Annotated in this window: 8 protein-coding genes; 6 read left to right on the forward strand and 2 right to left on the reverse strand. The window is 59.8% G+C overall.

The window, feature by feature from the left end; all coding sequences use genetic code 11:
* Window positions 1-201 precede the first annotated feature (201 nt).
* The 3 genes from NDI79_RS14470 to NDI79_RS14475 all read left to right on the forward strand — a co-directional run bounded on the left by NDI79_RS14470 (window position 202) and on the right by NDI79_RS14475 (window position 2,738).
* Entirely contained in the window at window positions 202-549 is a 348-nt protein-coding gene (locus NDI79_RS14470) for a winged helix-turn-helix domain-containing protein (RefSeq protein ID WP_310929244.1), read from the forward strand.
* Entirely contained in the window at window positions 549-887 is a 339-nt protein-coding gene (locus tag NDI79_RS23605) for a DUF7521 family protein (RefSeq protein WP_425499608.1), read from the forward strand. Before NDI79_RS14470 ends, NDI79_RS23605 begins: the two co-directional genes overlap by 1 nt.
* Window positions 888-1,967: 1,080 nt before the next feature.
* On the forward strand, window positions 1,968-2,738 hold the full coding sequence (locus tag NDI79_RS14475; protein ID WP_310929245.1) for an IclR family transcriptional regulator: 771 nt from the start codon (window positions 1,968-1,970) through the stop codon (window positions 2,736-2,738).
* A 159-nt stretch (window positions 2,739-2,897) separates the two neighbouring features.
* Here the strand turns inward: NDI79_RS14475 and NDI79_RS14480 are convergent, their stop codons facing one another.
* Window positions 2,898-3,680, reverse strand: coding sequence for an SDR family NAD(P)-dependent oxidoreductase (locus tag NDI79_RS14480; protein WP_310929246.1), 783 nt, complete (start codon window positions 3,678-3,680; stop codon window positions 2,898-2,900).
* Between the two features lie 372 nt (window positions 3,681-4,052).
* Here NDI79_RS14480 and NDI79_RS14485 point away from each other — a divergent pair, with 372 nt between their 5' ends.
* Genes NDI79_RS14485 through NDI79_RS14495 form a run of 3 tightly spaced genes read left to right on the forward strand, consistent with a single transcriptional unit; the run spans window position 4,053 to window position 8,877 of the window.
* Entirely contained in the window at window positions 4,053-5,642 is a 1,590-nt protein-coding gene (locus NDI79_RS14485; protein WP_310929247.1) for a COG1361 S-layer family protein, read from the forward strand.
* A gap of 15 nt (window positions 5,643-5,657) precedes the next feature.
* The gene (locus NDI79_RS14490) at window positions 5,658-8,153 is read left to right on the forward strand and encodes an efflux RND transporter permease subunit (RefSeq protein WP_310929249.1); all 2,496 of its coding nucleotides are present in this window, start codon (window positions 5,658-5,660) and stop codon (window positions 8,151-8,153) included.
* Window positions 8,137-8,877, forward strand: a complete 741-nt coding sequence (locus tag NDI79_RS14495) for a TrmB family transcriptional regulator (RefSeq protein WP_310929250.1) — start codon at window positions 8,137-8,139, stop codon at window positions 8,875-8,877. Before NDI79_RS14490 ends, NDI79_RS14495 begins: the two co-directional genes overlap by 17 nt.
* A gap of 989 nt (window positions 8,878-9,866) precedes the next feature.
* On the opposite strand, the gene NDI79_RS14500 is transcribed toward NDI79_RS14495, so the two are convergent.
* Window positions 9,867-12,392 (reverse strand): BGTF surface domain-containing protein, encoded by a 2,526-nt coding sequence (locus NDI79_RS14500; protein WP_310929251.1) that lies wholly within the window; start codon window positions 12,390-12,392, stop codon window positions 9,867-9,869.
* Window positions 12,393-12,835: the final 443 nt, after the last annotated feature.

Raw genomic sequence — 12,835 nt, forward strand, 5'->3', positions numbered from 1 at the left:
TGGAAGAAAGACACCGAGAGCGGGATTAAAAACGGATATCGATTTTCCAGACCAGAAAACCGGACAGTTGCACCGAGATGTGGTCTCGCTGCGCTATTGCTGTCTCCACCGAACAGTCCGGGGAGCATATAGTAACGCCTGCATTTTCTGAGCCAGAAAATCGACATACTGAATGATATGTAAGCAGAGAAATGGCTAGCTGTGAGTGGGGATAGACTCTCGAGTGAGGTGTACTCCCTTCTTGACGACGAATACGCTCGAGCGATCCTCACCTCAACAAATACGACAGCGAAGTCCGCAAAAGAACTCAGCGAAGAATGCAACGCGTCGCTCCCAACGATTTACCGGCGTACCGAACGCCTGATCGATTGCGGACTTCTCGAAGAGCGGACTGAACTTAGAGGCGACGGTCACCACTACAGCGTATACAAAGCGCGACTCAAACGAATCACGATAGAGTTAGAAGATGACGAACTCAAACTCGGAATCGAAAAACAACAGCCGAAGAACATGGCAGACAGATTCACCGACATATGGGATCAGATCTAATGGTTCTACTGCAATCTGACCTCCGTTCGCTTCCGCCACGATATATCGTCCTTTTCGTAGCTTTCGGACTCGTCGTAGCGATGGGCCTGTTCATCGTCTTTCAAGCCTACCAAGGGTATCGCAGAAACTCCAGCCGGAGAATGATGTTCCTCGCCATCGGTCTCGCGTTCATCACAGTAGTTTCACCCCTCTCGACGGCTTTCGTCGCATCGTTCGGCTTTCCGTTTGGGTCTAGCTGGGATGTTTATCAGTACTATCTCCCGCTCATGAATGCGGTGCTTCAAATACTCGGCTTGGCATGCATCATCTACTCGCTCTCTATCCATAGCAACTCGTAACCACTGTCGATAGGTGACTGCACTTCACAGAACTGCCTCTGCTGCAGCCGCAAAAACGAAAAACTGAGTGCACGCGTAGATAGCGCCGTAGTCTCGACGCAGCTCATTCCGGTAGAGGTGTATCCTACAGTCTGATTTCTCCGACTCCCCGAACAGTGCGGTGGTGGTCGAGAAGATGGACGCAGACAAACTATACCTTCCCCGTATACTGCATCGGTTGCGGGACAGCGGTATCTTGCCCTGTTGATTCTCTCTACTTCCGTACGACTTGTTTTCTCCTCTGTATCCGCTCCTATTCACCGGTCTATGTGATCACAGCGCCATTTTGGATTTCACGCGCAGTAGATTGGAATTGTATTCGAGGTATAATATCGTCTTACAGTTTATTCGGTCTCTTTTCTCGACAGACGCAAGCAAACGACGGGACATTTGAGCTCGTCGTTGCGGGTCCCATCATTCGCGCCCCCGATACGAGTTTCAATTGGGCGAATCGAATCTCCGACATGGGTACGACCACGGTCTCACTATCTCTTTTTGCTGGCCGACAGGTCGACATTTCGGTGGCGCTGGTAAAGGTGGCGTACTGCCGTGTGCCGTCCACTCCTTGAGTAGGGATACTTCAACGCACCACACCGGTAATCGACGTAGTCGACAATCGAGGACACCGGATCCCAATCGGGTGATTTGCATCTCGCTCTCTTTCGGTAGAACTCAAAATGTCCATACTATCTCTCTCGAGAAGAGATACTCGTATCCGGGCCTGATCAGCGAGTCGACAAGGCAGCAACGGACGCCTACTGGCTCATCGGATGGACTGAAGAATCAGATATTTGATTCCGTCACAAGGAATTATTTCTCGTTCTATTCACGAAGAGTACAGCACGGGACCGGATCAACGGGAGGTATTACGGGCTTATCAGCGTAATATAAATCTCCCAAGCACACTCTCAGATATCTTATATTCCGCAGGAGGGAATATTGCGGGGCGATAGGTTGTATTGAGCGCTGTACACTCAAGGCATCGTTCTCCCGTTCCGCATGACGAAAGGTATTAGATTCGGAGATGCTATTCTGGATTCGATGCACGACCCTCCCGTAACCGACGGCGGAGTGAAGTCCGACGAGACGTTGTTCGCCATCTTGGACGTGTTGAAGAACGAGGGCTGGGCTCACGTCTCGGAGATAGCCACGGAAATCGGGGTGGCGAATAGCACCGTCCACCGCCACCTGCAGTCGCTCCACGACAACGAATTCGTCGTCAAGGAAGATGGGGCGTACCGGTTGGGATACCGGTTTCTCGAACTCGGTGCCGCCGTCAGGTCGAACGACCACCTGATCCGCGAAGTCAAGACCGTTATCACCGACCTCGCGATAGAAAGTGGCGAGAGTTCACTGTTCATGGTCGAAGAACACGGCCGCGGAGTTATCGTCTATCAGGAGACGGGGTCGAACGTTGATCGGATGCAACCCCACTGCGGACTCCGAGTACCCCTCCACGCCTTTGCCGCCGGCAAGGCGGTTCTGGCCGCGTTACCGAACAAGCGGGTGCGCGAAATCATTCACCAGCGCGGCCTAGAAGCGGTTTCGAGCCAGTCGATAACCGACGAAGACACGTTGTTTACGGAGTTAGAGCGGATCAGAGAGACGGGAATCGCGTACAACCACGGCGAGAACATGGAGGTCGTTCGGGGGGTCGGTGCAACCGTCACTCGCCCGGACGGAGAGGTCCTTGGTGGCGTCTCCATCAGCGGACCCATGCATCGGATGAAAGGGAAGCGGTTCACGCGGGAACTCCCGGAACTGATCCAAGGGACGATTGGCGAGTTCGAAATTCTCGCGACTCACGGCTGAGTACTTCGGTCTACCTTCCATATAGCGGAGTCGAAGACGCACGAGACGCCAAGCGGAACTCGGTCGGGCGAACCGCCCTTCTCCACGCGACTGAAACAGTCTCTGCGTTCGTGACTTCGAGTCGGTTGAACGAGACACGAGCGCCTGTGCGTTCACCGTCTAGTCGGCCGCTTGCCCTCCGTCGACCGGAAGCGTGTGACCGGTGATGTACGAGGCGTCGGACGAACAGAGAAACACGACTGCGCCGGCTATCTCTTCGGGTTCTGCGACCCGGTCCATCGGGACGTCGACCATCGCAGATGTGTCGAACGGCATCGACTCCGGGTTACCGCCGCTTCCTCCGACGCTCGATTGGATGTTCGTGTTCGTCGGACCGGGAGCGACCGCGTTGACTCGAATCTCTCGGGAGGCGTACTCGAGTCCGACCGTTTTCGTCAGGCCGACGACCCCGTGCTTGCTGGCCGAGTAGCTGGAGAGCCCTCCCATCCCGACCAAGCCCGCCTCGGAGGCGGTGTTGACGATAGCGCCGCTTCCTTGCGCTTCCATCACCGGCAGTTCGGCCTTCATGCACGTCCAGACGCCCTTCAGATTGACGTCTAGCAGTTTGTCCCACTGTTCCTCCGCGACGTCGGTCACCTCAGCGAATCCCGTGAGGATGCCCGCGTTGTTGTGCGCGAAATCGAGGCTCCCGTACGTGTCGACAGCGGTATCGACCATTCGCTGGACCGACTCCGAATCCGAGACGTCCACGTCTACGAACGTCGCGTTACCGCCACCCTCCTCGATTAGCCTCACCGTCTCGCGACCCGTCTCTTCGACGACGTCCGCGACGACGACGTTCGCTCCTTCCTCGGCGAACCGCAACGCCGATGCGCGCCCGATTCCCGAACCCGCTCCCGTTACGACGGCCGTCTTTCCCTGAAATCTGCTGGTAGTCGACATCGTCTGTCTGTCGACCTCGATTAGTATAAGCGGAGAGTCCGTTTTTCCGACTTGGAAAATCGTTGTCCGTCTTTATCGAAACGGTGCTCGACTGTCCGTCCGTGAAGAGACCAAGCGACGTTTCACGCGGGTTTGAGGGTCCGAGTAGCCCTGTGGGTCGGAGCCCCCGTCCGCTACTGGACGCTGTTGTGAACGAATCAGTACCAACTGGAGAGAGTTCCCTCCTTTCGGAGGAAGCACGGGAGCCAGCACAGAGTGGGCAGATCTCGCCGTGCAGTCGGGCGAGTGATTCGCCGCGATATAGTTGTACTAAAACACAATAACTTAAGTGCGAATGGCTAAATCAACCACTGAGGGCAACTCCGCTATATTATGAATCGACGCCAACTCATCGCTATCGCGTTCGTTGGACTCCTCGTCGCGCCCGGAACGGCCGCGGCCGTCGTACGGGGATCCCCCGAACTCGCCGTGTTCACACCCGACAACTCCGTCTCGCCGGGCGAACGGACCACACTGAACGTTCAGATACAGAACACCGGTGACGTCAACGTCGCCGGCGGCAGCGCCGCGAGCATCTCGCAAGTGACCGCCGCGCGCGGCGTCACCGCCAGCCTCGATGCCGACGGCACGCCCATCGAAATCGACACCGGGCAAACCGCTGTCGGAACCATTCAAGACGGTCAGATTGGAACCGCCGGTTTCGCCATCACCGTCCCCGAGGGCGTCGGGGAGGGCACCTACGACTTAGAGATGGAGGTCGACTACTCCTACACCTCCCAAGTCGCCTCGACCACGGGCGCGTACAACAACCGCGAGGCCTCCGAAACGTACACGGTGGAAGTGCGCGTCGAGGACCAAGCGCGCTTCCGCGTCGTCGACACCTCCTCGAACGTCCTCGTGGGTGACGAGGGAACGGTCACGCTCGACGTGCGCAACATCGGGTCCCAACCCGCCCGCGACGCCACCGTCAACCTCCGCTCCTCGACGGCCGACATCCGCTTCGGCGAGTCCGCTTCGGCCTCCCGCTTCGTCGGCAACTGGGACGCCGGCGAGACCAAGACCGTCGAATTCGACGCCACCGCCACCAACAGCGCCGCGACGAGCAGTTACTCTTTGACCAGTACCGTTCAGTTCGAGGACACCGACGGCGTGCCCGCCCGCTCGAACAACCTCTCGGTGGGCGTCACGCCGCAGGGCGAACAATCCTTCTCGCTGTCGAACGTCAGCAGCGACCTCCGCGTCGGCGAGGAAGGCACCGTTTCGGGCACCATCACGAACGACGGACCGCAGGTCGCACAGAGCGCGGTCGTCACCGTCCAGACCAACTCCGGGACGCTGTCGAGCCAAGAGTCCGAGTACGCCGTCGGCACCCTGCGGCCGAACCAGTCCGCGCAGTTCGAGTTCACCGTCGACGTGAGCGAGAGCGCCGACCCGGGCGCCAGACAGCTGACTCACACCGTCGAGTTCCAGAACGGCGACGGCGACGACCGCACGAGCAAGTCTCTGAACAGCCGCGTGCAGATCAACGAGAGCCGAAGTCGCTTCGTCGTCTCCGTCGACGAGAGCCTCGACGTGCCCATCGGCAACAGCGAGGTCGTCGCGGTGAACGTCACGAACAACGGCGAGGAGCCGCTGACGGACGTGAGCGCGAAAGCGTACGTGAACGACCCGCTCTCGTTGGACGACGACGAGGCGTTCCTGGGGCGACTCGCTCCCGGTGAAACGAAGACCGTGCGCGTGAGCGCGAGCGTCGCGGGGTCGGCGATCAACAAGACGTACCCGATGTCGATGGACTTCCAGTACGAGCGACCGAACGGCGACACGGGGATATCCGAGACGTACAAAGTTCCCGTCTCCGCGGTCGAACCCGAGGACAGCGGCCTCCCGATCACTGGAATCGCCGTCGGTCTGGTGGCGTTCCTGCTGATCGGTGGCGTCTTCGTCTACCGCCGACGCCTGTAACGATTGGAAACTAGCATGGATTATCAACAGTACATTGACACAGTCGACGACCTGATCGTCGAGCGCTCGCGGACGGTTCTCCTCGTTTTCATAGCGGTGACGCTCGTTCTCTCGGCGGGGCTTCCCGTTATCTCCACGGAGGCGGGAACCTCCGAGTTCACGAACGACGTGCCCGCACAGACCGCCCTGGAGAACGTCAACGACGAGTTCCTCACCCAATCGTTCGAGGAGGGCTCGGGGTCGACACAACTCATCCAACGGGCGAGCAACGTCCTCTCGAAGGACGAACAGTTGAAGATGCTCCGGGCGCAACACCGGATGCAGGAGCACGAGGACCTCAGGGTCGAGAGCACGACGAGCGTCGCGGGCGCCGTCGCGCAGACGCTCGACCCCGAGGCGACCACGCTCGAAGCGCAGGTCCGGACGCTCGAACGGGCGTCGGACTCCGAGGTGGAGTCGGCGACACGGAAGGCTATCGAGCGGAACCCCGGCCTCGAGTCGTCGCTCAGTAACGATTACAACCGCGAGACAGTCGAGGCGTCAGCGACCATCGGTATCGTGACGCATCGGTTGCCAGGTAGCGGGACGGGTAGCTCGGCCGGCACTTCCGGGGATAGCCCGCTCACACCCATTCAGCAGAAGGCAACGGCTATCGTCGCGTCTGTCGGCGGGAGCATCAGCGTCTTCGGGAGTGGGCTTATCTCTGCGGAGCTCTCGAACGTCATCGCGGACTCGTTGCTGTTGGTCGTGCCCGCGGCGTTGTTGCTCATCCTCGGGTTCCTCGTCTACTCCTATCGGGACCCGTTCGACCTCTTCTTGGGGGTCGTCTGCCTGGCGATGGCCATTGTCTGGACGTTCGGGTTCATGGGGTTAGCGGGCATCGCGTTCTCGCAGATGCTCATTGCGGTACCCGTGTTGCTACTAGCGGTCGGTATCGACTTCGGTATTCACGCGGTGAACCGCTATCGCGAAGAACGCGTACAGGGCTACTCGGTCGCGGACTCAATGCGGACGGCGACCGACCAACTGCTCGTCGCGTTCGCCATCGTGACTGGAACGACTGTCATCGGGTTCTTAGCGAACCTCACGAGCGATCTGCAGCCCATCCGTGACTTCGGATTGGTGGCAGGCATCGGAATCATCTTTACGTTCCTTATCTTCGGCGTGTTTCTCCCCGCCGCGAAGGTGCACATAGACCGGTTCAGGGAACGACGTGACATCCCCTTCTGGGGGCAGTCCCCACTCGGCGAAGAGACGTCGCTCCTCGGTCGGATACTCCCCGCCGGCGTGCGGATTGGGCAGGTCGCACCGGTTATCTTCCTGATCGGTATCATCGTCGTCACCGCGGGCGTCGGGAGCTACGGTATGGGAGTAGAGTCGAGATTCTCACAGGACGACTTCCTCCCACCGGAGGATAACCCCGCTTGGCTCGAGAGTCTGCCCGAACCGTTCGCACCCAGCGACTACACGGTGACGGAGACGACGAACTACCTCGAGAACAACTTCCAGAGCGGCCAGAGTGACACCGTCACCGTCTATGTCGAGGGGCCGTTGTATCAAGACAGCGCACTCGAACAGGTTGCAAACGCGCGCGACAACCCACCAGACTCGTTTATCTCGGAACGCGGCGAAGCGTCGTCAACGAGCATCGTCACGATTATCCAAGATTACGCCGACGAGTCCCAGGAGTTCCGACAGCTGGTCGAACGAAACGACATCAACGGAAACGGGATTCCGGACGACAATCTGAAAGCGGTGTACGCGGCGCTGTTGAGTTCGCCGTACGAATCGCAGGCAAAACAGTACATCTCTGAGGATTATCGGAGTGCGAGGATCGTGTACGACATCGAGTCCGGCGCCGAGCAGGCCGAGGTCACAGCGGACGCACAGGCGGTCGCCGATAGATTCCGCTACGAGGCGACAGCAACCGGGCAGACGATCGTCCTCAAAGCGGTCTCGGACGTCATCGCCACCTCCGCGCTGACCAGCCTGGCAATCGCGCTTCTGCTGACAGCGCTGTTCCTCATCGTGGCCTATTACGTGACTGTCGGGTATCCGACTCTCGGCATCGTCAACCTGGTGCCGATTGCGGTGGCTATCGCGTTTATCGCAGGGACCATGCGCTACGCGAATATCCCGCTCAACGCCATGACGGGGACGATTCTCTCTATCGCGGTCGGACTTGGAGTGGACTACTCCGCGCATATGGTCCACCGCTTCGCTGAGGAGTATGAGGGGCCCGGCACCGCCGTCGAATCACTGTACGCGACCGTTCGCGGGACCGGCGGCGCCCTCACGGCCAGCATGCTGACCACCGTCACCGGTATCGGCGTCCTCGTCATCGCTCTCACGCCCATCCTCGGACAGTTCGGGATGGTAATCGCTATCAGCATCTTCTACTCCTATCTCGCGTCTGTCGTCGTCCTCCCGTCGACGCTCGTCGTCTGGGACCGCTACATTGGCTACAAAACAACGATGCTCACCAACAAAAAAGATGTCAAATCAGTCTGAAACTGCAGAGTTACTGACGTGGTACGGGCTGTCCACCTACGAGGCGAGCGTGTTCGTCTCGCTCCTAGAACTGGAAAGCGGAACCGCCAAAGAGGTTTCCAAACACTCGGGCGTCCCGCAGTCACAAGTGTACGGCGCCGCGGATTCGCTTCAGGAACAAGGGTTCATCGAGGCACAGGAGTCGAGACCGCGAGTGTACCAGCCGATAGACGTGGACGAAGCCATCAGTCGGCTGAAGGCGCGACACGAACGGCGAACCGACGCCGCGGAACGGAACCTGCGGCGTATCCAAGAGAACCGGGAGACCGAATCGGAGGAGCAGAAGGAAGCCGTCTGGACGATCAACGGCATCGACGCCGTCAAATCGCGGATGATGAGCATCATTTCGGACGCCGAAGAGAAGATAGTACTCGGTATCGGCGGGGAGTCACCCCTCACTGACACGCTGGAATCGCTACTCCGACAGAAAGACGCGACGGGTATCGATGTCGTCGTCGTCACGAACAGCGACCGAGTCTCCACGCAGTTCGACAGCGTCGGTGCGGTGCTCACGCAGGAGGAGGTGTCGGGCGACGAATCGCCGTCCCGACACATCCTCATCGCGGACGGCGAGACGATACTCTTCGGCGTCCGAACGAACGGTAGCGAGACGGCGATCTGGAGTTCGGAGACGGACTTCGCCGACGTGCTGATCGAATTCGCTCGAAAGAGGATGGTTCTCTAAGGACGCGGCTCTCGACTCCTACCGAGACGACCGGCTGTTTTCGCCCTTGTTTTCCACCGAACGCGAAAGGACTCAGCGAGTCGTGTCACCGAACGGCCGACGGCGCGGCCGGGAATCGCTCCCTCGAACTGCAACTCCGCTTCCCCTCAGGCCGCAGACGAGTCCAGCACCGCGCGCTGTCGTCCTCTCCCGACACAGTCTCGGCGTCGGTGATCCGAACCCGAAGAACGGTGCTACACGGCCCGACGCCGTTTCGACGGCCCGTCAGCCGTCCGCGGTCTCAAACGAGACGGACTCGACCCCCTCCCCGTCGCCGTCTTCGTTCGAGCGACGAGGTTGCAGGCGACGCTGTGAGTCCGTTCGGTGTTCGGACGCAACCGTCGACGTTCCCGAGGACGGCTTGGCGCCGTAACTCTTCAGAGGCGGTCGTACCGTCAACCTTTCGCGGGCGTCCGTTGCGCGTGGACTCGGGGTCGCTCGTCGGGACGCGACCGGGGTTCGAGAGGCTCGCTTCGCTGCAGGACTGTCCCCACACGAACGTCGGCGCTGTCGGACGGGCTCTCGATTCTGGACGGGTTCGTGGCTTTGATTCGGGACCGACGGTGGGTGGCCGGTCGTGCAGGAAGGCTCGGCTGAGCAGCGATGTTCGACAGTGCGTGGGCTCGTGCCGAACGTCGAGCACGACTTCCATCGCTTCCGACGCAGACGGATTCCGTCGGTCTGCTCTCACGAGGAAGTCGTCGCGGCCTTCGACGCTTCGCGGAGGTCCGATGGACGGGATGACCGCGATAGCGGCTTCCGCGCGGGAGACACGGTGTTTGCCCCGGCAGCGGTACAATATCTCCCCGGCCGTTCGCTCACGTCGCCGAGCGCAGCGGTCGGGCCGCAGTCGCCACCGAGGGTCGCTGTCGCTCTCGGGGTCAAGTGTCGGCATAAAGGAAGAGCGTCGAGAGCCGGCGTGAGCCGGTGGTTATGGTTGGTTCGAGTCGTTAGTCGCGGCGGACTGCCAGCAGAGCCGCAGCCAGCAGCGCCGTCACGGCAACGACAACACCGAAGCCGGGCGTGCCACCGTCAGTGGAGCCCGTCGTGGTTTCGCCACCCTCAGTGGGCGATTCGCCGCCCTCCGTGGGCGTTTCTTCGGTGTCCGTGGGCATCTCGGTCTCGGTGTCGGTCATCCCGTCGTCCGTCCCGGGAGTCTCCGACATCGTGCCTTCGCCCATCGTGCCCGTCATGTTCGAGCCTTCGACGATGATGCCGTCCTCGTCAGCGATTTCGTCGCCGTCGCTGCGGACGACCATGTTGAACTCCGTTCCGACTTCGATGTCGGAAGTGTCGAACGTCGTGGAGACGGTGCCGTTCGCGTCGGTGTCGACCGTGTTCGAGAGCAGGAACGCGGAGTCAGAGGCCGAACTGCGCAGGCGGACGATGACTTCGGAGCCGCCAGCGAGGTTCGTGTCGAACTCGACCTGTGCGTTCTGCGACTGCGGGACCTCGAACTGGTCGTCGTCGTTCAGGTCAAGGTCCGCGTTCGCGTCCTCGGCTATGAACGTCGTGGAGACGCTCTCTTCTTCCTCGTCGTCGACGTAGTCGATCGGACTCACGTCCGCGTCCTCGTCGCCGACGGTGAAGACCGCCTCGTACTGTTCTTCGTCTTCCAGGTCGACGTTACGCGTGTCGACGACCACGAAGACCTGATTGTCGGCGACCGACTGGTCCTGGTAGATCTCGGCGTTGCTGCTGTCCAGCGTCAGGCCGCTGTTGTCGTCAGCGTTCGCGCCGGAGTCTCCTTCCTCGATGTCGAGGTTGAGACCGTTGTCGGCCTGACCGTTGATCGTGGTGATGTCGTCCTCGTCGACGATGCCGGAGATGCCGCTCGCGTTGATCTGGACGACCAGACGGTCGTCGATGGCGAGCGTGCTGCTCCGGTTGACCTCTTCGAGGAGTTCCTCGACGTCGTCGTACTCGCCGGCGTTACCGCTCGGCGCGGTCCACGTGTTGATACCGTTCGTGCTGCGTTCGCCGAGGTCGAGCGTCGCGACGTCCTGCTCGTCGACGACTTCGTCGTCGTCGACGTCGTACGCGAGCGACGTGCTCGTGCGGAGGTCGTAGTCACCGGTCTCGAGTCGCTCGTCGAGCGTGCCGTCGAGACTGTCGCCGATGTCACCGTTCTCCGCTTCGATGTCGCCCGTCGCCAGTTCGAGTTCGTCGTCAGAGTCCTCGACGAGCTCGAACGGGTTGGTGTTCTCCTCGTTCGCGGTGTAGCTGTTGAACGTGAAGTTCACCACGCCGTCCTCGTCGTCGTCGGTCAGTTGGACGGCTTCGAGGTAGTTCACGTCCTCACCGCCGACGAAGACGTACGCTTCTTCGCGGTCTTCCATGTTGACCGACATCTCGACGACGTCACCGACCTGTTCGGTGTAGACCGAGTCGGCGAAGTTGACGTCCGCCTCGTCGTCGGTGACTTCGATGGACGCCGAGTCGGAGGCCGTCGTGTCCGTCACTTCGACGTCGAAGTTGTAGTCACCGGCGTCGATGTCGTCCGAGAAGTTAGCCGTGATGTCCGTATCGGTGTCGGATTCGAGGTAGACCGTGTCGTCCTCGTCGTTCACACCGACGAACTGCGAGGCCTCGCCGAAGATGTCCTCGAGGTCGTCGGCGTCCAGACCGTCGGCGCCGACTTCGACAAGGTAGTCACTGCGACCGGATTCGAGTTCGAGGTCCTCCTCGTCGTCCTGGTTGACCGAGTCTTCGCTCCAGTTGGCCGTGAGGCTCTGGACCGCGACCTCGAACTCGATCGCGTTCTCGCCGTTCACACCGCCGTCCCCGGCGACGACGTAGTCACCTTCGAGATCGTTGGTGTCGATCTCGACGATACCGTCGTCGGTGGGATTGAGTTGGCTGATGAAGCTACTCTGGGTGATGTCTCCGTCTTCGCGCTCGTCGACCTCTCGGAGCGTGACGTCGTCGCCCAGGGTGCTGGTGTTGATGTGCACCACTTCGCCCTGGAAGTTGACGTCACCGATCTCGTTGACACCGAGGTCGAAGGTGACCTCCGTGTCGGTTTCGCTCGTCGAGTTCGACATGTTGAACGAGGCCGGACCGGTGTCTCCGGGTTCGAGATCGCTCGTGTCGTACACGAGCGTGACGGTGATGGTACTGCCGGTCACCGCGGCGTCACCAGTGTTCTCGATACCGATGGTGGCCTCTTCATCGTCGACCGAACTCTCAACGATTTCGAGATCGTCGCTGGCAGCCGTCGCACCGACGCCGAGCAGTTCGGCGTCGTTCGGGAGACTGCTCGTGTCAATCGTTATCGTTTCTGTCTCACCTTCGGCGATAGACGTCTCGAAGGTAAATTCTTGGGTAGCCGTGTCCTGACCGACGGCGACGTTGGCCTCGGGGCCGGTTTCGATGCTGTCGGCGTCGAAGGCGCTGACCGTTCCAACGCCCGCGAAGACCGACATGGCCACGAGTGCCGCCATCAGCAGGGCACGAAGATTGTTTGTTTCGCTCATAGTGTTTTGGATTCGACAATACGGCTTTGGCTCTGAGGCGCTCAGAGCGCCCGAAAGCTACTCACCAGTATCGTCCTGGGTAGGGGTATTCTTCGGTAGCCGACCTGCGCATAAATACTTTCTGAAGAAGAGCTTCTATTCTTGTACTTTTAGTCTATCGATAGGTAGTAACGGAGTAGTATCCTGCGGAAATATGGAGTAGCATTAGAAAACATACAAAAATACTACATCAGTATATTTTCTCTCAGTGGTACTCCTATTTACGCGTACTGAACCCCCCAGAGTCCGAAGAGAAGCGTTCTTGTGCGGTAGTGCCTCCGGAGGCCAGTGAGTGCCACCCGAGGGAAGATTGCCCTTGTGTGATGTTTATATTGTATTATTCTACAATCTATCTAGATTACGGATTACGAAACTAGTATTGTAATGCTTTCGACGGACAGTTA

It is taken from the genome of Halogeometricum sp. S3BR5-2, assembly GCF_031624635.1.
Classification (GTDB): Archaea; Halobacteriota; Halobacteria; order Halobacteriales; family Haloferacaceae; genus Halogeometricum; species Halogeometricum luteum.